Raw genomic sequence first — 22,505 nt, 5'->3', positions numbered from 1 at the left:
CAAGCGGGCCAGCCGGAAACTCGCTTCGCTCAAACATCCGGCTGTCTTTTCCGCTTGCCGCCTCCACTGCTCGGCGCTACGCCCAAGGGCCTCAATACAGGCAAGCTCGCTAGCGCTCGCTCAATGTCTCGTCTTTCGTAGGTCGGATTAGCCGAAGGCGTAATCCGGCAGAGCGCAGCCACGAGCGACAACTCAGTTCGCAGCTGTAACGACTCATGACTACGGGCCAACGCGCCTGTATTCGGGGCCCGTGAGCATCGCCGTGAACCGGCATGCTTCACGCCGGCGCGTAACCCGGGCGTCCTTTTCTTTGCCTACTTTCGTTTGGACGAGCAAACGAAAGTGGGTCGCGCTGCAGCGCGAAGCAAAAGGTCCAACAAACTCGTGAGCGCCGAACGACGCGCCCTCCGACTAACTCCCTTCTTCCTTGCCGAAAAACACGCCAAGCCGTCGTGCCAGGTTAAAACCGCATTAGACATTTGGCTCAGGTCGTCGCCTTTCACCCCAAAACGCATTTGCCGAGCAAGCGGAATCCGCTAATGTCGTGAAACAGCCAAGGCGAGGGGGCGCACTTGGAAACTCGACTGAACCTGCAGCCCGGCCAGAACGGCACCAAAGCGCTCGTCAAGAAGTATGGCGAGCGGCTGGTTTGTGTGCGCTACCGATACGACGTGTCTACTAGCACAAGGTACAAGACCGTCGAACTCATCGAAGAGACGCGGCCATGGCATCCGCAAGGCAGTCGTGAATCACATCTGATGGAACGTGCCGCCGATGAGCCAGTTCTACCGCATATTGGCTACGACGAAAAAGCCCTACAACAACCGTTCGCCGACACGGCGACCGATGGCGCCCGGAACGAAGGCATGGACTAGCAGCTACGGCGTCGCCAAAGAACTTGGGCTGGGTCGACCGGGTTGTAGGAGATATATAGATATGGATAGTTATCTATCTAGTGCTAGATAGATGTCTTCTAGTTGGCGTTATGCGCCTATGAGGCTAATACAATGACCTTGGCACTTGTGCGAAATGAGCTCAATCGCTTCTTGGCGGAACCGAGTGCCGAGGTGCTGGCGATTCGGGGCAAATGGGGTGTGGGCAAGACTTACAGCTGGAATCGAATTCTGGAAGATGCAAATCGCCGCGATCGGATTTCGCGTAAGCGCTATGCCTACTTGTCGTTGTTCGGAATCGGTACATTGGATGAGTTGCGTTTTTCCCTTTTCGAGCAATCCATCAATCGGTCTCTTATCGGAAAGCCGCCAACGCTGGATACGTTCCGTGATAATGCTTCACAGCTCTCCATGTCGCTCGGGCGTAAAGCTTGGAGGCTTGTCAGCTCAACTCCCTATATGAAGTCCGTCTCTCCAGCGCTTGAGGCGGTTTCGTTTTTCTCCATTCGAGACATGCTGATCTGCCTTGACGATCTGGAGCGCCGTAGCGAATCCCTATCTGCTCGCGATGTTCTCGGTTTAGTCTCTTTGCTGAAAGAACAACGAAATTGCAAGGTCGTGCTTTTGTTGAATGATGGTGAAGATGGCCTTGAGGATTTCGAGAAGTACCGGGAAAAGGTCGTCGATGTCGAGCTTCTATTCGACCCTACCGCGAAAGAGTGCTCGGAAATCGCCTTTCATGAAACCACGCCACTGTATCAATCCGTCGGCGAATTGAGTGAACGACTTGGAATTACCAATATCAGGACTCTTAAAAAGATTGAGCGGTTGGTCGGATTGGTAGAGTCGAGGTTAAGTGATTTGGGGCAAGACGTAACTCATCAAGTTTTGCATTCTTTGGTACTTTATGGCTGGTGTCACTATCGGGCTGATGACCCAGCAGTCCCGCCATTGGACTATGTCCAAAACATTGGATACGTGTTATTTGGACTCGGTGGAAGGGATGATCTAACTGACGACGAGAAAGCCTGGAACACGAAGTTGCAAAACTACGGATATCAGGTGACTGATGAATTGGATGAAGTGCTGGCGAACGCGGTTAGGACAGGTTACGTCGTAGACGCAGAGTTTGATGAGGCCGCGTGGAAGAAAAACCAACAGGTAATCGCAGCAAAGGCTACAGGCTCTTTCTCCGACGCTTGGCGTACATACCACGAAAGTTTTAATAATGATCAAGATGCTGTGGTTAAAGCCCTTTACGAAAGCTTCAAACTGAACGCTAAGCACGTCACTCCGACCAATTTGAACGGGACCGTCTGTCTATTCCGCGAACTTGGCGAGGATGCGAAGGCGGACGAGATAATCGATTTCTATGTAGATATCAGAGCCGATGAACCGGAGCTATTTAACTTAGATGATTATCCATTTGCAGGTGATATTTCCGACGCGGCAGTCCGCGAGGCCTTCGGCAAGGCATACGAAGGTACGCAAGTGCCCGAGCCGGTTAAGGATGTCCTCTTGCGGCTCTGCGGCTCGAACGGATGGAGCGACAAAGATGAAGTCGTTCTCGCTAACGTTTCCGTGGATGAATATTACGAGCTGTTCAAGGCCGAGAATGGCCGCCACTTGACCGGCATCATCAATGCTTGCCTTAGGTTCGGTCAGTTTTCAAACGCAAGCGAGCGTCAGAAGAAGATTGCTGCTGATGCAACCGAGGCTCTCGTTAGAATCGGAAACGAAAGCGCCATAAACGCGCGCCGCGTCAAGAAATTTGGTGTTGAAGTAGACAGTGGCGCATAACAAATCGCTGTAGTTGACCGTCCAAAGCGCTGTCACTCTTCGGTCGGCAGCCGAGTTTTGGCATTACGCAAAATGAGTAGTTTATGAGGTTGTACGACTGGAACGAGTTAGAAGAGCATTTTCAAGACACGGTAATACTGGGAAACGGCGCGAGTATTAGCGTGGACAACCGGTTTGCTTACAGCTCTTTACTAGAAAAAGCTCGTCAAACTGGGTATATCACAGATTCTATCTCCCAGGTGTTTGAGCATTTTGAGACCTCTGACTTCGAATTGGTTTTAGAGATGCTATGGCACGCGTCCCATATTAATGAGGCTTTGCAGGTTCGAGACCAAAAAACTCACCAAGCGTATCAAGAGGTAAGAGCCGCGCTAATAAATGCAGTGAGGCAAGTGCATCCTGAATATGAAGACGTAAACGATTGTGTGTTGAAAATTGGACAATTTCTAAAAAATTTCAAGACGGTTTTCGCTCTTAATTACGACCTTTTGACATATTGGTCAATGTTAAGATTCAATGGCGATATGGGCGGTATTTGGTTTAAAGACTGTCTAATTGATGGAGTGCTCGACCCAAATTGGACAAGATTGCGTGAGCCTTATCGAGCAGATGGTGCGACACTAGTGTTTTATCCGCACGGGCATCTGGCTTGGGCATCTAGCTTGTCGGGTCAAGAAATAAAGATAAATGCGTCTCGAATGAATAGCTTGTTAAACTGTATTTTTGATGCTTGGCAGACCGCAAAATTTTCTCCAGTTTTTGTAAGCGAAGGCGATACAAGTCAGAAAGTTAACTCTATCTCTCGCAGCCAATATTTAAGCACCGTTTTCAGGCAAGTTTTTCCAGAAAAAAAGCAATCGCTTGTAATCTACGGCTGGTCCTTGGGGGACCAAGATACGCATATATTAAAGCAGCTTGAAAGTGCTCGAATTCCATTATGTGCCGTGTCCGTCCACAGTGGGGTGCCGAATAAAGAAAGATACTGCGATGACATAAAAGCTAAACTTAAGAGATATCTAAATAATAACCTTAAGGTTTATTTTTTCGACGCATCCAGTCCAGGAGCTTGGATAAATGCATAAAAAACGCTGCAGTTGACCAACCAAAGCGCTGCTGCGCTTCGGCCGGCAATTGAGATTCGACGTTAGTTATCAGGTCTATTGGTGAACAGCAACACGCCCAGACTGCTTGCGCCCATTCCGGTGACAGCATATTTAGGTACCGCCAAGTCGAGCGAAACATGAGCCTCAGGCAGCAGCCTTCACCACAGGCTGTTCAAACAACCCCGCATCCAACCACTTCAAACTCCCAATCCATAATCCCGCATGGTCCACGCCAATCTGGCGATTGACGACGTGAAACTTAGAGCGGCCGGCGTCAAACAGAATCAACCTGTTGTCCGGTCCGGCGACGGCGGAGATGAGCTGTAGAAAGGCTGGATCGGCGATCAGGCCGCGATGCCGGCGCGCGAGCGGGCGCAGGATGTCGTGTACGAGATGCCAGGTATCCGAGTAGGCCGGATCGCGGATGGGCAGGGTGAAGCTGCCGTTGTGCATGAGATACAGGCCGGGTTCGATCTCGAACGGGTGGGCGTTGCAGGCGTTGACGTCGCCGTGGGTACGCCGGCGCAGGTGGATGGCCAGCTCGGAATCGGTATGGGCACGTAGAAAGTCGATGGTGCGCGTGGCGTCGACGTCGACATGGCGTTCGAGCACGGTGTCGCCGTTCGCGGTATGGCCCATCACGCCCCAGCCATCGGCATTATGCAGAGCCGCCGAGCGGATGATCGGCTCGGGTACGGCGATGCCGGCGGGTTTATGAATCAGTACGCACATGGGTCGTTCTCCAGCGATGCGGGGCCCGGTGTGCCCGGGCGTATCCAGCGACGTGTTTCGAGCGAAGACGTTAGCGGAGGTTTGGTATGGCTAGAACTGAGAAAAATCGCTTTGCTATTCGGCTCGGTTCATAAGGCCGGGCGTTATGCGGCCTGTTTGTCGAGCAGGCCGCGCACGGTCTGCAGGGTGAGGTCTTCGCGGCAGATGTTGAGGAACTTGTAGGCATAGCCGCGCAGGAAATAGCCTCGGCGCAGGGCGATATAGCTGGTATTGACCGGGAACAGGTGTTCGGCCGGAACCAGCGTCAGGCCCTGGTCGCGTTGTTCGTTGTAGGCCATGGAGGCGATCAGGCCGACGCCGAGTTCGAGTTCCACATAGGTCTTGATCACGTCGGCATCGAGTGCGGTGAGCACGAAGTCGGGGTTGATGTCGGCCTCTTCGAACAGGCGGTTGAGCCGTTCGCGGCCGGTGAAGCTGCGGTGATAGGTAATCAGCGGATAGTCGGCGATGCGTTCCAGCGTGAGCGGCGTGCCATCGGCCAGCGGATGGCCGTCGGGCACGACCACGGCGTGGTGCCAGTCGTAGAAGCGAAAGCAGGCCAGGTGTTCGCGCTCCTGGGCCAGGCCTTCGGTGGCGATGCCGATATCCACCTTGCCGGCCTTGAGCAGGGAGACGATCTCGTCCGGCGAGCACTGGTGCAGCTCCAGATGCACCTTGGGAAAGGCCTGCTTGAACTCGCGAATGACCGGCGGCAGCACGTAGCGCGCCTGGGTATGGGTGGTCGCGATCGTGAGCTGGCCTTCGTCCTCGTGGGTGAGTTGTTGCGCGCTGCGGCGCAGGTTTTCCACATCCAGCACGATGCGTTCGACCAGGTCGATGAGCATCTGGCCTTCGTCGGTAAGCCCGAGCAGGCGTTTGCCCTTGCGCTGGAATACGTCGATACCCAGCTCGGCTTCGAGGTCGCGGATATGCTTGCTCGCGCCAGACTGCGAGGTGTTGAGCGCGGCCGAGGCCTGGGTGAGGTTGAATTGCTGGCGCACCGTTTCGTGCACGAGGCGCAGTTGCTGGATATTCATCGCACGGTGCTCATTAAAGCTTCGTTGGGAATATAGAATAGTTTTTATATTCCTAAATAATATTTATTGGCACTATTGATATACGAAGCTGCGATGACGGTTTCCGTGTTGCCCCCGGCCAGGGCCTAATCGAAATTCGTGACAAGTTAAGCGGTGATTCGTATTTCCGGTGGCGGTGCGCGCTGCCTATCTTTGGCCTCACGATTTCTTAGCGAGGCCGCTCGACATGAGCCAGCGCATCATTCTCAACGCCTTCGACATGACCTGCGTCAGCCATCAGGCGGCAGGCACCTGGCGGCATCCCGACAACCGTGCCGACACCTACAAGGATCTCGACTACTGGATCGATCTGGCTCGCCTGCTGGAGTCCGGCGGCTTCGATTCGTTGTTCATTGCCGACGTGCTGGGCGTCTACGATGTCTATCGCGATTCGGTGGAAACATCGCTGATCGATGCAGACCAGGTGCCGGTCAACGACCCCTTCATGCAGATTTCGGCGATGGCGGCGGTCACCAAACGCCTTGGGTTCGGGGTCACGGCCGCGCTGACCTACGAACAGCCCTATGCACTGGCCCGCAAGTTCTCGACGCTGGATCACCTGACCAAGGGGCGGGTCGCGTGGAACGTGGTCACCTCGTATCTGAACAGCGCGGCGGTGAACCTCGGCCTGCAACAGCAGATCGCCCACGACGCCCGCTACGACCTGGCCGACGAATTCCTGGACGTGACCTACAAGCTCTGGGAAGGCTCCTGGGAGGATGATGCGGTCGTACGCGATCGGGCCAACGGCGTGTTCACGGACCCGACCAAGGTTCACCCGATCGGCCACGACGGCGAGTACTTCAAGGTGCCGGGCATCCATCTATGCGAACCGTCGCCGCAGCGTACGCCGGTGATTTTTCAGGCCGGTGCGTCGCCGCGTGGGCAACGTTTCGCCGCACGACACGCCGAAGGGGTATTCGTCGCGCCGGCCACGATTGCCCAGTCCGCCACGCTGACCGAAAGCATCCGTCGCCAGGCCGAGGACGCCGGGCGCGATCGAAACCACCTCAAGATATTCGCATTGCTGACGGTCATCACCGCGGAGACCGACGAAGCCGCGTGGGCCAAATACGCCGAGTATCAATCCTATGCCAGCGGCGACGGCATGTTGTCCTTCTATGGCGGCTGGACCGGCGTCGATTTCTCGCAGTTCGATCCGGATCAGCCGCTGGAGGCCATCGACAACGACGCCATTCGCTCGGTATTGGCCATGCTCACCCAGGCCGACCCGAACCGGCAGTGGACGCCGCGCGATATCGTCGAACAGCGCAGCATCGGCGGGATCGGGCCGGTGCTGGTCGGCGGGCCGCAGACCGTGGCCGACGCGCTCGAACGCTGGGTCGACGAGGGCGGGGTGGACGGTTTCAACCTCGCCTATGCGGTCACCCCCGGCACGTTCGCAGACTTCATCGAATGGGTGGTGCCGGAGCTGGCCCGCCGCGGGCGACTGCGCGACGGCTATGCCGGCGAAACCCTGCGCGAGAACCTGCTGGAAACCGGCTCGCCACGGGTGCCCGAGGATCATCCGGCGGCACGTTATCGCGGCGCCTTCTCGGATGGCGCAAACGCGGCCGAGGCGACCCGGCGGGCGCCGTTCGAGCCCGCCCGGGCTGCCTCGTTCTAACCGCTGCGGCTTATGCAGAAACACGAAAAGCTTTGTCGATTTAATCGCTCTGCATTCACCAGATCCCGGTCTAGGCTGACAGCACTTCGATAAATCGACACGGAACACAAGGAACGTCTTATGAAGATCGTACTTATCGCCGGCAGCCCGAGCGCGCCGTCGCGGGTGGCCACGCTCATCGAGCACGTGGCCGCACGGCTTGCCGAACATAATGCCCGCACCGAGGTATTCGGCCTCGACGCCTTCGAACCGGCGTCGCTGGTTTATGCGAATACGCGTGCGCCGGCGGTTGCGCGCTATATCCAGGCGGTCGCTGCCGCCGACGCGCTGGTGGTTGCCACGCCGGTGTATCAGTCGTCGTTTTCCGGCGCACTCAAACTGTTGCTGGATCTCATCCCGCAGAACGGCCTGCGCGACAAGAGCGTGCTGCCGATCGCGGCGGGCGGCTCGGCCCAGCATCTGCTCACGTTGGACTATGCGCTCAAGCCGGTGCTGGCCTCGCTGGGCGCGGACCGCGTGCTGGGCGGCGTCTATGCCAGCGGGCCCGATCTGGTACGCGAGGCCGACCGCTATCGTATTCAGCCCGGCATACGCGAACGCCTCGACGCGGCGGCGGATGAACTCGCCAGTCGCCTGCGCCCGAGCACGACACAGCCGTTGGCGCTGCGCCGCGTCGAGCCCGGCCGTGGGCGCACCGTGTTCGCCACTGCGGCCGGCGAATGGCTTCGCAAGGCAGCCGGCTGATCGTCATGGCTACACCGCTTATCGATCCTGCCCGGGTTCGCCCGCCCGATACGAGCGCGCAGCGCGCTTATGCGCCGTTCACCGCAGCCGCGGGCGACTGGCCGGCAATTGCCGCGCAGCTTGCCGAACGCCTCGATGCCACCGCGGCCGAACGCGACCGCGAAGGTGGCCATGCCGCTGCCGAGCACGCCCTGATCCGCGCCTCGGGCCTGCTTGGCCTGTCGGTACCGCGCGCGCATGGCGGGGCCGGCATGGGCTGGCCCGCGCTGTTCGCCATCGTGCGCCAGCTTGCCGCCGCGGATTCGGCGTTGGCCCATGTGTTTGCCTTCCATCATCTGCAGGTGGCCACGCTGCGGCTGTATGGCGCGCCGGCCCAGGCCGAGCGGCTACTGCAACGCACGATCTCGGCAGGGTGGTTCTGGGGCAATGCGCTCAACCCGCGCGATCGGCGTTGCGAGGCCGTGGCGAACGATGCCGGCGGCTATGTGTTCAACGGCGACAAGGGCTTCTGCTCGGGCTCGGTGGGCGCGGATATGCTCACCGTTTCGGCCGTTCACGCAGCGACCGACAGCCTGGTGGTCGCCGCGATCCCCGCCAGTCGGACGGGGGTGACGATACATGGCGACTGGGATGCCATCGGTCAGCGCCAGACCGACAGCGGCACCGTCGGCTTCGACCATGTCCGCGTGCATGCCGAGGAGGTGCTGGTCGGCGCCGGCCAGCCGCAGACGCCGGCCATGCAGCTGCGCAGCTGTCTTGCCCAGCTCGTGCTGGTTAATCTGTATGCGGGTATCGCAGGCGGGGCGATCCACAAGGCGGCCGGGCTGACCCGCGAGCGTGCCCGGGCCTGGGCGGCGGCCGATGTCGACACCGCGGCGGAGGACCCCTATCTGCAGCATCGCTATGGCCGCCTCTGGGCGAGCCTGCGGGCCGCCGAGGCGTTGGCCGACTCGGCCGCGCGGCGGCTGGATACGATGTTCGAGGTCGCGCTCGGGCCCGGCTGCCCGATGGGCGAAGCCGAGCGGGGCGGCGTAGCGATCGCGGTAGTCGAAGCCAAGGTCTGTGCCCACGATATTGCCCTGCAGGCCAGCAGCGAGCTGTTCGAACTCGGCGGCACGGCCGCGGTGGCCAAACACCGCAACCTCGATCGCTTCTGGCGTAATGCGCGTACCCATACCCTGCACGACCCCATCGACTACAAACTGCGCGATCTCGGTCGCTGGGCGTTACTTGGCCAGTACCCGGAACCCACCGCCTACTCGTGAGATGGGCCGATGCGTCGCGCACAAAAAAGCCGGCCGCGGATCCCGCGGCCGGCTGGTTCGTGCGTGCGCCGGGCCGAAGCCCGGTCGTGCCCGCTATCAGTGGCGTTCGCGCACGATGTTGAGCATGCGGCGAATCGGCTCGGCCGCGCCCCAGAGCAGCTGATCGCCCACGGTATAGGCGGCCAGATACTCGTCGCCCATGGCCAGCTTGCGCAGGCGCCCGACCGGGATGGTCAGCGTGCCGGATACGGCCGTGGCGGTGAGATCCTTGAGGGTCGCTTCCTTTTCGTTGGGCACGACCTTCACCCACTCGTTATGGGCCGCGATGCGCTCTTCGATTTCCTCGATGGAGACGTTCTTCTTGAGCTTGATGGTGAACGCCTGGCTATGACAACGCATGGAGCCGATACGCACACACAGCCCGTCCATCGGGATCGGGTTGCCGTCGCGGCCGAGTATCTTGTTGGACTCGGCGCCGGCCTTCCATTCTTCCTTGGACTGGCCGGTTTCTTCGATGAGCGTATCGATCCAGGGCAGGGCCGAGCCGGCCAGCGGATAGCCGAACTGTTCGACCGGGAAGTTCGGATCGCGCATCTTCGCGGTCACGTCGCGGTCGATATCCAGAATGGCCGAGGACGGCGTATCCAGCTGGTCGGCGACGGTGTCGCGCAGCTGGCCCATCTGCACCAGCAGCTCGCGCATGTGCTGGGCGCCGGAGCCGGAGGCGGCCTGATAGGTCATCGCCGACATCCATTCGATCAGGTCGGCCTCGAACAGGCCGCCCAGACCCATGAGCATGAGGCTGACCGTGCAGTTGCCGCCACAGAAGGTCTTGGTGCCGCGATCGAGGTTCTTTTCGATCACGTCGCGGTTGACCGGGTCGAGCACGATGGTCGAATCCTCGGCCATGCGCAGCTTGCTGGCGGCATCGATCCAGTAGCCGTCCCAGCCGGCGTCGCGCAGGGGCTGGTACACCTCGCCGGTGTAGTCGCCACCCTGGCAGGTCATGATCACATCCATGGCCTTGAGCGCATCGATGTCCTTGGCGTCCTGAAGCGCCGGCACGTCCTTGCCGATGTCCGGACCGGGCTGGCCTGCCTGCGACGTGGAAAAGAACACCGGCTCGATGCCGTCGTAATCGTTTTCCTCGAGCATGCGCCCCATGAGCACCGAGCCCACCATGCCGCGCCATCCAACGAACCCTACTTTAAGCATGCTTTAGCAACCTTTTCTAAGCGTGATTGATACACGTTTGTGCTTGGGCTCAGTTTAACGTGAATCGAAAACTTTGGCGGCATGCGCCGGGTTCGCGCTTCGGGCGATCCGTTTTGCGTGCGGCTGCGATGCGCGTGAGAGCGCAGGCCAGGGGCATGCGGCCCTTAGCGACCGTATGCCCGGCGGGCGGGTCGGTGCTCGGTTGCCGAGTCGTTAGCAGTTCTCGTCGGACCAGGCCTTGAGTTGGTCGACGGCCGCCTTGAAACGCGGCGACTTGAGCGGGGCATGGCCGGGATCGTTGCGCAGCACATCCGCCATGGTGTTCATATGCTCGCGTAGCGAGTCGTGGTTCAGACGGCCTGCGGTGTCGGAAAGCGACGCCGCGACCTTGCGCAGCTGCTCGTTGTCGACTTCCGCGCTGCCGGGCGCGCCCAGCGGGATCAGCGGCAGCATGCCGGCCGCGATCATGTGGCAGTCTTCGCGTACGTCGGGGTCCATTTCGAGGTATTGCTTGGCCGATTCCTCGGTCTTATCGATATCGGCCTGCGAGCGATCGTCTGGCTGGCCCATGAGCTGCTTGATGCGTGCTTCATGGGCCGTGTAGAACTTCGCGTTGTGGCGGGCGATGTCCGATTTCTGGCCTGCCTCGCCCATGAGCGCGGCGTACTTGGCCTGCAGCAGCGTCAGGTGGGCGCGTATGAAGCTGCGTCCGGTGAAGCCGTGTCGATCGACCAGGGCGTGCTTTTTCGGGTCGGCGTCGATACTGGCGCCCACGCGTTCTATCGTCTCGGGCATGGTTGACGAGCCGGTTTGCTGGTCGTCGTTTTCGGCGAACGCCTCGACGCCGCCATGGGCTTCGATATCGGCCTGGGCTGCTTCCAGGCGCGACAGCAGGTCTTCGCTGAGTTTGACCTGCAACGGCGCCTCGGCGGCCTGCGCGTGTTGCGCGTTGACGACCATACAGGCCAGCGCCAGCAGCGCGGCGAAAGCGGTCTGAATATAGCGGTTGTGGTGCATCGAATCCCCTGCGGCAATATTAAAAGCGCGCAGACTGCGTCACACCGTGCTTTCAGTCCACGATGCCCGGCGGCATTAAAACATTGCGCCGCAATTGGTTGCGCGATGCACAGGCGCCCGTGTGAATACCGGCGCCCTTACGGCATGCATCAGTCGGCGTCGCCCAGGCGTCGGCGCAGCGCCGCGTTCTCGGTTTCCAGTTCCTGTACCCGTGCCTCCAGCTCGGCGATGCGGCCTTGTGACGACCCGCTACTGCCGCGGTTGGCGGCCGCCTGCTGGGCATGCGCGGCGATATCCACCGGCCCGCACAGCTGATGCATGAACTCGGCCTCCTTGCGGCCGGGCGTGCGTGGCAGTTGTACGAACAGGGCGCTGTCGTCCTCGCCGATCAGGTCGGCCACCGCGGTGGTCACGGCAGCGTTGTCGTCGAAGGTGTATAGCCGGCCGCTGCGTGCGCGCAGTTCGCCCGGCGTCTGCGGGCCGCGCAGCAGTAGCAGCGTGAGCACTGCGTACTGTGCCTTGCTCAGCTGCAGGTCGTTGTAGGTGGTGTTGCACAGGCGCTGCTTGTATTTCTCTACGCCGTTCTTGAAGTTCTCTTCGATGTGCACGAGGCTGCGATCGCGCAGAGCGCGGGCGGCGCGCTGCACCTCGGCCGGCTTGAGCGCCATGACCGGCTCCCGCGATGATTTCTGGTTGGCCGCATTGGTCAGCGCGTTGAGCGTGAGCGGATACTGATCCGGCGTGGTGACGGCCTTTTCCATCAGGCAGCCGATCACGCGGGCTTCGGTGGCGGTGAGTTGGGGCAGCATGAATCTCTCGCAACGTGGGAAATCGACAGCGCGCAAGCGCTGCCAAGAGTCTAACGCGCGCGACACGATTCGCTGTGCGCGATCTGCATAAATTAGCGATCGCAACGCCTTGCTAAGCGTGCCTGACACCGGCGAGCAGGTCCTGGCGTTCGCGGCCAGGCCGCGCGCCGATAGCGCACAGGCGACTCGACTCACGCAGAGCGTGCTCGTAGCGACGGCTATCCGGGCGGGGCTTGCATTCCTGCACGCGCGAGCCGCGCTTCGCGGCTCAGATAGCGGTCGAGATGCCCTCGACCCAGTGCCGCACCGACCACTGCGTCAGCGCTCCCGTCGTAACAGGGGCCGGCTTGCGCGTCTGCAACAGGCCGGCCCTGGCCGTGTTTACAGGCCCTATTTGATGGACAGGTCCGCGGGCACGATGTAGAGACGGTTACCGTCGATGGTGTTGCTGTCGAGCATCTTTTGCTCCAGCTCGCCGCTGTCCGTGGACCAGGTGGCGAAGTCATCGTCGTTGAGCACGCCCAGGGTGTTGCTGTCGATCACCCAGAGGCCTTCCATCTTGTCGTGGGGGTAGCTCACCTGGGCCACCATATCCACTACCAGCTGTTTGTCCACGGGCACGATATTGTAGGCGGCCAGGCCGGCCCAGCCGTCTGCCTGGACCACTTCTTCCAGCGTCTTGCCGTCGATGGTCAGGCCCAGTTCGGCGTCCTGGCTTAGCTCGCCGCCGGTGGCGATGGTTTCCAGGTTGGTGCCTGTGCTCAGATCGATACGATAAACCGTCTTCTGGGCGGCGGGATTGGCCGCTGCGGGGCCGTCCGGACCGCCATACAGGAAGCTGCCGTCTCGTTCGAGTAACAGGAACTGAGTGGCGCTCAGGGCCGCCAGCTCGGAGTTGGAGTTCTGGTTTTTCTCCTGCTTGTACAGGTACTGGCCGACGCTTCCATCGTCCAGGTTGATGGTCACGATACGGGTCATGTCCAGGTCACGGACGCTCTTGTCCGGGTTGTCCATGGTCGACTGCATAACGCCCACCAGGGTTTTCTCGTCCGGGGTGATGGCCAGACCCTCCATGCCGCGGTTGGCACGGCGATTGGCGAACTCTGCCGGCAGGGTGTAATCGTTACGCTCGTCATTGGCGAACGGGTTGATACGGCCGATTTCCTTGCCCTCGGCATCGAAATGCACGATGTGCGGGCCATACTCGTCGGATACCCAGAAGGAGCCGTCGCTGAGCGCCACCAGGCCTTCGCCATCCAGCCCGTAGTCGTCCAGGCGCAGCGGGTTGGTCTCGGCGTCATAGGGCTGGGTCGGGTCTTCCAGTACCGGGGAGCCATCGGCGTTATAGGGCGTCTCTCCGGTGCCGCCCAGCGCGCTGCTGTTGGGCAGGCCGGTGATCAGGGTGCCATCCGGGCGCTTGAGCAGAATGGTATCGAGCAGCACCACCTTGCCCTCGGCGGTGACTTCATAGTGCCCGATGCGGGGCGTGTAATCCGGGGTGGGGAATTTCTTGCCCTTGCCCTGGCTGCCGGTGAAGCTGGCATTGGGGCCGCGGTCGGTGAGCGCATAAAAACGGCGGTTGTCGGCCGGGTCGCCGGTCATGGCGGAGCCGAAGCCGCCGTTGCGTACTTCGAAGGGTTGCTGGGTGTTGGCATCAATCAGATCGGAGCGCAGCACCGTGTAGGGCAGGGCCACGCCTTGCGCCGGGAAATTGTCGGTCGGCGAGGTGGGCGACGTGCCCGCGTCGGTGTCGTCGTTACTTGACGAGCTATCACTACAACCGGAAAGCAGAGCGGCGGCGACGGCCGACGCGATCAGGGTTTTCTTGAACACGGCAACGTTCCTTGGAATTTTTCAGGACGGGGCTTCAGGGCTGACAGAAAGTGCTGTCGTACTGGTAGACGAATGCGGTTTTGGTCTGGCCGTCGGGCTCCACCCAGTCGCTCAGGCCACGCAGGGCATCGAAAGCCTGCCGGGCACGATTCACGACCTTGCGTGTGTAGTCCGCGGATGGGTCTTCATATTTGAAGGAAATCTCGGCCACCGCCGGCGCCTGGTTGCCGGACGGGGTGCCGGCATACCAGAGGGTGATGCTGATCTCGCCGTCGTGCTGGCCCAGATCGATATCCACATTGCGGTAAACGCGCTCGGTCACCGTCAGATCACCGACCACGGACAAGGCCAGATCGTCATCCAGGCCGTAGTCATCCTCGAAGCCGGGAAAATGCGCATGGATATCGTCCATGCGATTGAGCTTGCGGCCGTTGGGCGCCTTGGTGGAATGGCTGTACACCACCTTGAACGGCATGTCGCTGGTGGCGCCGACATCCGCTTCCAGTTTGCTGTCCGCGCCCTTGGTGCTGGAGGAAAGATCCTCGAAATCGGCGATGTAACGATCCGGGCTGCGAAATTTCAGTGTCACTTGGGAGTCGCCGTTTTCCAGGCGCTCGCGAAAGCTATAGCCGAGCTGATCGAGTACGCAGGAACCCGCGGTGTCGAAAAAACGCACCTGACGGTCATGGTCCAGGGTGGCGGTGCCTGTGACGGTGCGGTCGATGGCGTCTTCGATAGCCGGTTTGGCCGCTTGCATCAGCTTCAGTACATCACTTTGTTCGTTCTGGTACTGGAACCGGCTGGCATCGAGAATCAGCTTGTATTCGCGCGAAATCACATCCGGGTTGGCCTGCACCGGCATTGCGCTCAGCACGACCAGCAGGCCCAGGCCACTGGCAAGAAAAATTCTCATTGTGATCGCCCCCCAGCGTGCAGGAATCCTGCAGCGCAAACTGCGACGCGATTCTAGGAAGCGAAAATGACGCGTTGATGACCGACGCTTGAAAAGCGCGCCGTTCCGCTCGGCTCAGCGGCTCGGGACCGCGATTCGGGTGGGCGCAGGCGAATGGCCACGCCGCCGCCGGGGTCGGTGTCGCTGTGCGAAAGGCGTGACCGGCGGCGTACGCCCCGCGACGGCCAGCATGGGCCGTCGCGCAGGTCGTGTTCAGACGCGCAGCTCAACTGCGGACCGAATCAAGGCTGTGCCGGTCCTGCGTCTGATTAGCCGCCCAGCGGATGCTGCGCTGGGATCCGGATCAGGCGACGTGCCCCTTTTTACAGACCGAGTTGGACGAAGAAATAGCCCCACAGTCCGGCCGCGATCACCAGCATGCCAATGAGCGCAATCCACACGCGACGATATTCGCGAATCAGCGACGCGCCGCTGGCATCGTCGGCAAGAAAACGCCCGATGGTGATCTCGGCCATGCGCTGGCCCTTCATTTCCTCGAAGCGCTCGATTTCATAGCCGCTGGGTTTGAAGGTCAGACACATCACGATGAGCGTGACAGTGCCCAGCGCGAAGGCCATCATCAGGTTGTCGATACCGGCCGGGTAGGAGATCAGCTCGTGGCGTTCGAGTTCGCCCAGCACGATGAAGCTGATCGAGCCGACCAGCATGCAGGCCAGCACCGCCGGCGCGCTCGCCCGGCGCCATTTCATCGCGGCCACAATGGTCGGCAGCCAGGCCACGGCGAAGATCGAGCCGGCATAGATGGAAATCCAGTAGATGCCGGCCGGACGCGCGATGGCGATCACGCAGACGATGATCGACACGACAATCTGCGAGATACGACCGGCCAACACGCTCTGTTTTTCGTCGAGTTTTTTCTCGAACAGCTTCTCGTAGAGATCGCGCGCCAGGGCAAAGCCTGTCAGCACGAACAGGGTGGAGGCCGTGGACATGATGGAGGCCATCAAACCGGCCAAGCCCACGCCGGCCAGTACCGGGTTGGTATGGTCCATGAAGCCCACGATCATGGCCCGGTCGGCGGGTTCGATGCCGGGCTGGATTACCTGCATGGCAGAGGCCGCGAGATACACCATCAGCTGCATGGCCGGGGCGAAGAACACGCCGATGACGGCGACCTTGAGGATCACGAAATCGTTCTTGGCCGGGAACACGCGCGATACCAGCGCCGGCGTACAGGCAAAGAACAGGATCCAGACCAGAAACTGCGAGATCGACCAGCTGATGCTGCGCCCGTCCGCGCCGGCGAGTGTCCAGTAGCCGGGCAGGCTGTCGCTCAGGCCGCGCAGGTTCTCCAGGCCGGCCTGGCCGATGAGCATGGGCGAGATCACGAAGGCGATCGCCAGCATGGTGAAGAACATCATGGTGTCGGTATAGACCACGCCGTACATGCCCGACAGGCTGCAGAACACCATCAGTGCGAAGGTAAAGGCGATGATGATCACCGGGAACGGCACGTCGATGATCTCGGCCAGCACCAGCCCGGCGCCGATGAGCTGGATGATGCCGTAGCCGAGCAGGCCGATCACCATGAGAATGAGCGCGACCACGCTCACCCACTTGTTGTTGAAGCGCCGATCGAAGAAATCCATCATCGTGCGGCATTCCATGGCCTTCATCTTGCGGCCGATCCATACCACCGCGATAAGCGTGCCCAGCCAGGCGCCGAACGAGCCCAGCGCGCCGATCACCAGCGGGCCTTCGCTATAGGAAATGCCGGCAATGCCCATGAGCGTGACCGCGCTCAGAAACGTCGCGGCCAGCGTGCCGGTCAGCAGCAGGGTCGAGCCCTGCTCGCCCATGACGTAGAAATCGTCGCGGTTCTTGATGAAGCGGGTCAGCCCCGCCGCCACGATGACGTATGCCGCGAGTACGGCAACGAATATGGTGAGTGTGATGTTCATGATTGTTCCCCCGAATATGCGCCTAGCGCTTGTCGCTGCGTTCGCGCTTGAGACGCTGGATGGTCGGGCGGTATTCGCGCAGCAGAATCGCGCCGACCACCACACAGCAGATCACCGTGGTCAGCAGGGCATTGCCGAACAGCATGAGAACGTAGGGTTTGAAATCCATGGGTCTTCTCCTGATTGCGGTGCGCTAGATACGCCCGGCCCGCGCAAGGGCAGCGTTGAGGAGCACGTCGGCGGCATGTTTGGCGTGCTCGGGCTCGATGGACTCGGCCTCGTGGTGGCTCAGGCCATCGGCACAGGGAACGAATACCATCGCGGTGGGGCAATGTTTGGCCAGATGAAAGGCATCGTGGCCGGCACCGCTGATGATGTCCTGCCAGGAACAACCCAGTGCCTGGGCGGCATCGCGCACATGGCGTACACAGCTGTCGTCGAAGGGCAGGGCCGGGCTGCGCCAGTGTACGGATAAGGCGTGGCCGACACTGCGCGCCGCGCCGATGTTTTCCAACAGGTCGCGCACGGCCTCGATCGCTGCATCGACCACGGCATCGTCGGGATGGCGCAGGTCGAGCGTAAAGTGCACGTCGGCGGCAATGGTGTTGCGCGAGCCGTGCGGGACGTGAAATTCGCCGATCGTGGCCAGCAGGCCGTCGATACCGGCCACGTAGTCTTCCACGGCCACGATCGCGGCGCTGGCTGCGAACAGCGCGTCGCGGCGGACCGGCATGGGCGTAGTGCCGGCATGGCCGGCCTTGCCGGTGATGGTTACGTCCAGCCAGCGGATCGCCTGGCCGCCGGTGACCACGCCGATGGTCTTGTCGTTGTCTTCCAGCACCGGGCCCTGTTCGATATGGGCTTCGAAATAGGCGTCGTATTCGCGGGCCAGCGGCGTATCGCCGGCTTCGCCGGTGGCCTGCAGGCTGTCGGCAATGCTCTGGCCGCTGGCATCCTCGCGTGCCAGGCCATCTTCGAGGGCCATGGCACCGGTAAACACCGACGAGCCCAGCATGGCGGGGGTGAAACGCGCCCCTTCCTCGTTGGTCCAGTTGGCGATCTCGATGGGCGCACGGGTTTCGATTTCGTTTTCGTTGAGCGTGCGTACCGCTTCGAGGGCGGCCAGTACGCCCAGTACGCCATCGAAACGTCCGCCTTTGGGCTGGGTGTCCAGATGGCTGCCGATGACTACGGGTGGCACGTCTTCGTGCCCGGCCCGGCGCGCGAACAGGTTGCCGATGGCATCCCGCGATATCGAAAGGCCTTCGGCTTCGGCCCATTTCACGAACAGGGCACGCCCGGCGGCATCTTCGTCGGTCAGCGCAAGCCGGCTGCTGCCGCCGTTGTCGGTGGCGCCGATCTCGGCCATCGCCATCAGGCTGTCCCACAGTCGTGGGCCGTTGGTTTCGAGCATAAGCGTGTTATTTAACTGTTGGAAACGGCGCGTGGTTGCACCCGCGTCGACCGGCGCGCTCGAGCGCCACCGTGGGCGATGGGCCGGCGCAACTGCCTCGTCGTGTCGTTTCATCTAGCGGTAATAACCGCATATCAGTCAAAGCACGCAATATTATCGGTATTATTAGCCGGGCTAATAATTACACGCCATCGGAAGCGCGCAATGGCCGATCGCTTGAACAAGACGTCGCTATCCGCAGCCGAGCACGGTCAACGCGACCTGGCCGCGCGGCTGGACTGGAACCTGATCCGCACCTTTCTGGTGGTGGCCGACGAACTGAATCTCAGCCGGGCCGCCAAGCGGCTTTTCGTGACCCAGCCGGCGATCAGCCAGGCGCTCAAACGGCTGCAGGGCCAGCTCGGTTATGCGCTGGTGCAGCGCCGCGGCCCGCAGATCGCGCTGACCGCCGCTGGCGAAGAAGTGCAGCGCATCGCGCGCGGGGTGTTCGCCGATGTATCCAGCCTGGAAATGCCGGCACGGGATGCAACGGATCAGGTGGTAGGGCGGGTCAAGCTGCTCACCGTCAGCCGCGTGCATTCCCAGCGCTATAACGATTTTCTGGCCGACTTTCATCGCCGCTATCCGCGCGTGGAGCTGGAAGTGGAGGTGCTGCGCGGCCACGACGTGCTTATGGCGATTCGCCAGAATACGGCCTCGTTCGGGCTCGGTCTGTGCCGGCTCGATACGCCTTGCGTGGAACGACGGCTGATCGTGCCGCAGCGCTATGCGCTGTTCTGTGGCCGTCCGCATGCCTTGTATGCACGCCGCGAGGTCGAGGTGTCGCGGCTGCTGCACGAAGATCTGGTCACCTTCACCGGCGACTATCTCGGCGACACGCTGTCGCCGCTGACCCTGTTTCGCGAACACCACGGTTTTCAGGGCCGGCTGGCCGCCTCGTCTTCGAACCTCGAAGAAGTCTGCCGGCTGATCATGTGCGGCTATGGCATCGGCTTTCTGCCGGAAGACGCCTTCCGCCGCGAAACCGAGGCCGGCATGCTGCGCAAGCTGCCGCCGGAAGAGGGGCTGGCGGATGTCGATATCCATCTGCTCTGGAACAGCCAGCGCCCGCTGCGGGCTGCGGAAGCCGTGTTTCGCGACGAACTGCTGGCCGCATTCGACCGCGACTAGCGGGGCTATTCGCGGGCGGCGGCACAGTCCAGACAGCGCAGCGTGGTGGGGTCGTGCGCGAGTCGGGCCGGGGCGATCGGCTCGTCACAGTCCAGGCAATAGCCGAAATCGGCGCTGTCGAGCCGTTTGCGCGTGGCGGCCACGCGTTGCAGCGTTTGATTCGCGCGGTTGCGGGCCGCGCGGCTCATCGCCTGCGCCTGCATGGCGTCCATACGCGATAGCCGTCCCTGACGGGTCTGGTCCAGTTCTACTGCCGTGTCGGCATCGCGGCTCTCGTCGAGATAGGCACGGGCCTCGGCCTCGAGCTCGTCGAGCCGGGCTTCGAGACTTTCACGCGAGGGGGCCGCATTGCTCATGGCGCCAGTCTGACCCAATCGCGGCACGCCGCAAAGACGCTACGCGGCCGGAGCTTCAGAGGCCGCCGATGCGCAGACGATTGGCCTCGATCCGGGCCGTAGCGCCGTAGCGCCAGGCGTGATTGACGCAGCCGTGGCCGACCGGGGCGTCGGAATACAGGGCGATGCCGCGCGCGTTCGTGTATTCGGCGACGATCTCGACCAGCGAATCCATGCCGCAGGCCAGGTTACAGCGCTCGAAACGCCCGAGAACGAGGGCCTTCACACGACGGGTATCGACCGCGTCGAGCAGCTGCTGCAGGCAGCGCTCCAGGCGAAATTCCGCTTCGCCGACGTCTTCGAGGAGCAGGATGCTGTCCGCGTCCAGCGTCAACGCCGCCGGCGTACCGGCGACGCTGGCCAGGGTGGTGAGATTGCCGCCGACCACGCGCCCGCCGAGCGCTTCGGCCGGGCCGCCGTGATACGCCAGCGGCCACTCGCCGGGCTCACCCTGCAGACAGGCGGCCAGCGATGCCATCGAGGCCGTGCGGGCCTGCTGCTCGGCCGGCGTTTCGCCGGGCAGGGCCAGCTCGGTGGCAACCGAGGCATGGATCGCGGCGCGATCGTGGCGGGTGAACGCGGCCAGCAGCAGGCTCATGTCCGAATAGCCGACAAGCGGCACGTGGCGCGGAATGCGATCCCAGTCGATTGCCTGCACGAACTGGGCACTGCCATAGCCGCCGCGCAGGCACCATACGGCATCGACTTTCGGCGATTCGAAGGCAGCCTGCAGGTCGGCCAGGCGCTGGGCCGCGGTGCCCGCGAGATAGCGGTGATGATCGCGGGCGTGGGCGCCCAGCGGGGCGTCGATACCGGCCGCTTCGAGCACCGCCAGGGCGGTATCGATACGCTCGTCCTTCACGCCGCCGGCGGGGGCGATCAGCGCGATGCGCATGCCGGCCAGCGGGCGCAGTGCCTCGACCAGCGCAGGTGATGGGTTCGGTAGTGCTTCACAGGTCATGGGTCTGCACACGATTGCCCAGCTTTTCTGCTGCCATGTCGCGCAGGTGCTGGTGGTGGGTGAAGAACAGCACCTGGGTCTTTTCGGCCAGGCCGGCGAGTACGTCGAGGCCGGCCATGGCGCGCTCGTCGTCGAAGTTGATGAACAGATCGTCGGCGACCACCGGCAGCGGCGTCGCCCGCTGCAGATAATCCTCGATCGCGGCGATCCGCAGGGCCAGATAAAGCTGGTCGCGCGTGCCTTCGCTCATGCCCGGCGGGGTCACCCGCGAACCGTCGGCGCGTACGCCCACGATCTGCAGCTCGTCGCGCTCGTCGAAGTCGCCGGCCAGGCGTTCAAAGGAGCCGCCGGTGAGTTGGTTCATGAGCGCGGAGCCGCGTTCGATGAGCGGGCGCTGCTTGTCCATGGCATAGCGCTGACCGGCCCATTTGAGCAGGAGTGCTGCGGTGCCCACCCGCAGATAGCGCTCGGCGGCGTCCTGCATGTCGGCCAGCGCCGTCTGGCGTTCGGCCGCGGCGGTCACGGCGCGATCGTCGCCGCCGATCGTCTCGAAATCGGCACGGGCTTCGTTGCGGGCGTCACGGGCCGGGCCCAGCTCGTCGTCCACGTCCTTGAGCTGATCGGCCAGGGCATCGATCTGTTCGCGCAGCGAATCGAGATCGCTGGCTTCGACCGCGGCGATGAGGTTGTCCAACGCCTGGCCGTCGCCCTGGTCGGCGAGGGTTTCGGCGGTGGCGGCCTGTTCGTCTACCAGTGCCCGGCGGCGCTCGACACGCGCGATCACGGTTTCGAGCGCTTGCGCATCGGCCACGCCCGCCTGGCGACAGAGCGTGTCGATACGGCGTCGCGCGTCGGCCTGGGTGGCTTGGTGTTCGCCGATCTGTTCGCCGTGGCGTTGGCGATCGCTCGCCCGGGTCTGTAGCCGGTCGTGGCGAGTCTGGGCTTCGCGCAGCGCGGCACTGAGTCGCTGCACGCTTTGTTCGGCGGTATCGCCCTCGTTCGCGGCCCGGCCCGTGGCTTCGAGCACCTGCGCCAGCCGATTTTCGAAACGCCGTTGACGCGCGACAAGATCGGCGCGTTCGGCGGCGAGGTCGCGGCTTGCACGGGCATGCTCACGCGCGCTGTCGAGCACGTCGAGCGCGGCCCGGCCGGCCTCGACGTCCAGATGCGCGTCCAGCCCGAGCTCGGCCAGGGCCGCGCGCCAGCGTTGCTGCCAGTCGGCAAGGTCGGTTTCGGCGGCAGAGTGTTCGCCATGCAACTTATCGATACGGCGGGCGTAGTCGCCGCGTTCGCGATCGATACGCTGGCGTTCGTCGCGGCGGCGTTTTTCGCGTTCGACCTGTTGCCGGGCCTGTTCGATCAGCACCGCCAGGGCGGTGTGGGTCGATTGTTCGTGATCACCGAGCAGCGCGACAAGCTGGCTGCGCTGCGCGTCGATGCGTGCAGCCAGATCGTCGCGCGCAGCGACGGCTTCGATACGGTCGGCGCGTGCGCCAAGCAGGCCGTCGCGGCGATCGAGCCAGACGCGCATGGCGGCC

The 22,505-nt window shown here is 62.1% G+C and carries 19 protein-coding genes and 1 pseudogene; 7 read left to right on the top strand and 13 right to left on the bottom strand.

All coding sequences use genetic code 11. The features are described 5' to 3' along the window. Positions 1–572 precede the first annotated feature (572 nt). The 3 genes from ABNU97_RS12005 to ABNU97_RS11995 all read left to right on the top strand — a co-directional run bounded on the left by ABNU97_RS12005 (position 573) and on the right by ABNU97_RS11995 (position 3,775). Positions 573–875, top strand: a complete 303-nt coding sequence (locus tag ABNU97_RS12005; RefSeq protein WP_348766940.1) for a hypothetical protein — start codon at positions 573–575, stop codon at positions 873–875. A gap of 132 nt (positions 876–1,007) precedes the next feature. Beyond that, positions 1,008–2,693 (top strand): hypothetical protein, encoded by a 1,686-nt coding sequence (locus ABNU97_RS12000; protein WP_348766939.1) that lies wholly within the window; start codon positions 1,008–1,010, stop codon positions 2,691–2,693. Positions 2,694–2,776: 83 nt separating this feature from the next. Further along, complete coding sequence (locus tag ABNU97_RS11995) at positions 2,777–3,775, top strand: DUF4917 family protein (RefSeq protein WP_348766938.1); 999 nt, start codon at positions 2,777–2,779, stop codon at positions 3,773–3,775. Positions 3,776–3,940: 165 nt separating this feature from the next. Here the strand turns inward: ABNU97_RS11995 and ABNU97_RS11990 are convergent, their stop codons facing one another. Beyond that, positions 3,941–4,528 (bottom strand): hypothetical protein, encoded by a 588-nt coding sequence (locus ABNU97_RS11990; RefSeq protein ID WP_348766937.1) that lies wholly within the window; start codon positions 4,526–4,528, stop codon positions 3,941–3,943. Positions 4,529–4,671: 143 nt separating this feature from the next. Next, positions 4,672–5,604 (bottom strand): CysB family HTH-type transcriptional regulator, encoded by a 933-nt coding sequence (locus ABNU97_RS11985; protein WP_348766936.1) that lies wholly within the window; start codon positions 5,602–5,604, stop codon positions 4,672–4,674. A 226-nt stretch (positions 5,605–5,830) separates the two neighbouring features. On the opposite strand from ABNU97_RS11985, the gene ABNU97_RS11980 reads away from it, so the two are divergent. The 3 genes from ABNU97_RS11980 to ABNU97_RS11970 all read left to right on the top strand — a co-directional run bounded on the left by ABNU97_RS11980 (position 5,831) and on the right by ABNU97_RS11970 (position 9,279). Beyond that, the gene (locus ABNU97_RS11980) at positions 5,831–7,270 is read left to right on the top strand and encodes an LLM class flavin-dependent oxidoreductase (protein ID WP_348766935.1); all 1,440 of its coding nucleotides are present in this window, start codon (positions 5,831–5,833) and stop codon (positions 7,268–7,270) included. 120 nt (positions 7,271–7,390) lie between these two features. Continuing rightward, complete coding sequence (gene ssuE / locus ABNU97_RS11975; protein ID WP_348766934.1) at positions 7,391–8,014, top strand: NADPH-dependent FMN reductase; 624 nt, start codon at positions 7,391–7,393, stop codon at positions 8,012–8,014. Between the two features lie 5 nt (positions 8,015–8,019). Beyond that, the gene (locus ABNU97_RS11970) at positions 8,020–9,279 is read left to right on the top strand and encodes an acyl-CoA dehydrogenase family protein (protein WP_348766933.1); all 1,260 of its coding nucleotides are present in this window, start codon (positions 8,020–8,022) and stop codon (positions 9,277–9,279) included. A 96-nt stretch (positions 9,280–9,375) separates the two neighbouring features. Here ABNU97_RS11970 and asd read toward each other — a convergent pair whose 3' ends face one another. The 8 genes from asd to ABNU97_RS11930 all read right to left on the bottom strand — a co-directional run bounded on the left by asd (position 9,376) and on the right by ABNU97_RS11930 (position 18,441). Next, complete coding sequence (gene asd, locus ABNU97_RS11965; protein WP_348766932.1) at positions 9,376–10,494, bottom strand: aspartate-semialdehyde dehydrogenase; 1,119 nt, start codon at positions 10,492–10,494, stop codon at positions 9,376–9,378. Between the two features lie 213 nt (positions 10,495–10,707). Continuing rightward, on the bottom strand, positions 10,708–11,511 hold the full coding sequence (locus ABNU97_RS11960; protein WP_348766931.1) for a hypothetical protein: 804 nt from the start codon (positions 11,509–11,511) through the stop codon (positions 10,708–10,710). Positions 11,512–11,660: 149 nt separating this feature from the next. Further along, positions 11,661–12,320: a DUF480 domain-containing protein gene (locus ABNU97_RS11955; RefSeq protein WP_348766930.1), complete on the bottom strand. Its 660-nt coding sequence runs from the start codon at positions 12,318–12,320 to the stop codon at positions 11,661–11,663. Between the two features lie 390 nt (positions 12,321–12,710). Next, positions 12,711–14,153 (bottom strand): esterase-like activity of phytase family protein, encoded by a 1,443-nt coding sequence (locus tag ABNU97_RS11950; protein ID WP_348766929.1) that lies wholly within the window; start codon positions 14,151–14,153, stop codon positions 12,711–12,713. Between the two features lie 34 nt (positions 14,154–14,187). After that, a complete protein-coding gene (locus ABNU97_RS11945; protein ID WP_348766928.1) occupies positions 14,188–15,066 on the bottom strand; it encodes a hypothetical protein in 879 nt (292 codons plus the stop codon). A 362-nt stretch (positions 15,067–15,428) separates the two neighbouring features. After that, positions 15,429–17,027 carry a sodium:solute symporter family protein gene (locus ABNU97_RS11940; RefSeq protein WP_348766927.1) on the bottom strand — a complete coding sequence of 533 codons (1,599 nt, stop codon included), beginning with the start codon at positions 17,025–17,027 and terminating at the stop codon, positions 15,429–15,431. Between the two features lie 22 nt (positions 17,028–17,049). Further along, positions 17,050–17,196, bottom strand: coding sequence for a hypothetical protein (locus ABNU97_RS11935; RefSeq protein ID WP_348766926.1), 147 nt, complete (start codon positions 17,194–17,196; stop codon positions 17,050–17,052). A gap of 24 nt (positions 17,197–17,220) precedes the next feature. Further along, positions 17,221–18,441 (bottom strand): Zn-dependent hydrolase, encoded by a 1,221-nt coding sequence (locus ABNU97_RS11930; protein ID WP_348766925.1) that lies wholly within the window; start codon positions 18,439–18,441, stop codon positions 17,221–17,223. A gap of 204 nt (positions 18,442–18,645) precedes the next feature. Between ABNU97_RS11930 and ABNU97_RS11925 the strand changes: the two genes are divergently transcribed. Continuing rightward, the gene (locus ABNU97_RS11925; protein ID WP_348766924.1) at positions 18,646–19,611 is read left to right on the top strand and encodes a LysR family transcriptional regulator; all 966 of its coding nucleotides are present in this window, start codon (positions 18,646–18,648) and stop codon (positions 19,609–19,611) included. A 5-nt stretch (positions 19,612–19,616) separates the two neighbouring features. Here ABNU97_RS11925 and ABNU97_RS11920 read toward each other — a convergent pair whose 3' ends face one another. The 3 genes and pseudogenes from ABNU97_RS11920 to ABNU97_RS11910 form a co-directional block, all read right to left on the bottom strand. Then, positions 19,617–19,967: a TraR/DksA C4-type zinc finger protein gene (locus ABNU97_RS11920; protein WP_293623787.1), complete on the bottom strand. Its 351-nt coding sequence runs from the start codon at positions 19,965–19,967 to the stop codon at positions 19,617–19,619. A 55-nt stretch (positions 19,968–20,022) separates the two neighbouring features. Further along, on the bottom strand, positions 20,023–20,967 hold the full coding sequence (locus tag ABNU97_RS11915; RefSeq protein ID WP_348766923.1) for an LD-carboxypeptidase: 945 nt from the start codon (positions 20,965–20,967) through the stop codon (positions 20,023–20,025). After that, positions 20,957–22,505, bottom strand: a pseudogene (locus ABNU97_RS11910) (hypothetical protein); the annotation flags it as partial. The pseudogene ABNU97_RS11910 and the gene ABNU97_RS11915, both read right to left, overlap by 11 nt.

It is taken from the genome of uncultured Salinisphaera sp. (assembly GCF_964012375.1).
Lineage (GTDB): Bacteria > Pseudomonadota > Gammaproteobacteria > Nevskiales > Salinisphaeraceae > Salinisphaera.
This window is presented reverse-complemented; position numbering and strand designations above follow the sequence as displayed.

Coding starts and splice junctions, on each gene's coding strand:
- ABNU97_RS11970 (WP_348766933.1), top strand. CDS start 8,020: ATGGCTACACCGCTTATCGATCCTGCCCGGGTTCGCCCGCCCGATACG.
- ssuE (WP_348766934.1), top strand. CDS start 7,391: ATGAAGATCGTACTTATCGCCGGCAGCCCGAGCGCGCCGTCGCGGGTG.
- ABNU97_RS11935 (WP_348766926.1), bottom strand. CDS start 17,196: ATGGATTTCAAACCCTACGTTCTCATGCTGTTCGGCAATGCCCTGCTG.
- ABNU97_RS11945 (WP_348766928.1), bottom strand. CDS start 15,066: ATGAGAATTTTTCTTGCCAGTGGCCTGGGCCTGCTGGTCGTGCTGAGC.
- ABNU97_RS11925 (WP_348766924.1), top strand. CDS start 18,646: ATGGCCGATCGCTTGAACAAGACGTCGCTATCCGCAGCCGAGCACGGT.
- ABNU97_RS11960 (WP_348766931.1), bottom strand. CDS start 11,511: ATGCACCACAACCGCTATATTCAGACCGCTTTCGCCGCGCTGCTGGCG.
- ABNU97_RS11990 (WP_348766937.1), bottom strand. CDS start 4,528: ATGTGCGTACTGATTCATAAACCCGCCGGCATCGCCGTACCCGAGCCG.
- ABNU97_RS11995 (WP_348766938.1), top strand. CDS start 2,777: ATGAGGTTGTACGACTGGAACGAGTTAGAAGAGCATTTTCAAGACACG.
- ABNU97_RS11920 (WP_293623787.1), bottom strand. CDS start 19,967: ATGAGCAATGCGGCCCCCTCGCGTGAAAGTCTCGAAGCCCGGCTCGAC.
- ABNU97_RS11980 (WP_348766935.1), top strand. CDS start 5,831: ATGAGCCAGCGCATCATTCTCAACGCCTTCGACATGACCTGCGTCAGC.
- ABNU97_RS11985 (WP_348766936.1), bottom strand. CDS start 5,604: ATGAATATCCAGCAACTGCGCCTCGTGCACGAAACGGTGCGCCAGCAA.
- ABNU97_RS11940 (WP_348766927.1), bottom strand. CDS start 17,027: ATGAACATCACACTCACCATATTCGTTGCCGTACTCGCGGCATACGTC.
- ABNU97_RS11930 (WP_348766925.1), bottom strand. CDS start 18,441: ATGCTCGAAACCAACGGCCCACGACTGTGGGACAGCCTGATGGCGATG.
- ABNU97_RS12000 (WP_348766939.1), top strand. CDS start 1,008: ATGACCTTGGCACTTGTGCGAAATGAGCTCAATCGCTTCTTGGCGGAA.
- ABNU97_RS11915 (WP_348766923.1), bottom strand. CDS start 20,967: ATGACCTGTGAAGCACTACCGAACCCATCACCTGCGCTGGTCGAGGCA.
- ABNU97_RS11955 (WP_348766930.1), bottom strand. CDS start 12,320: ATGCTGCCCCAACTCACCGCCACCGAAGCCCGCGTGATCGGCTGCCTG.
- asd (WP_348766932.1), bottom strand. CDS start 10,494: ATGCTTAAAGTAGGGTTCGTTGGATGGCGCGGCATGGTGGGCTCGGTG.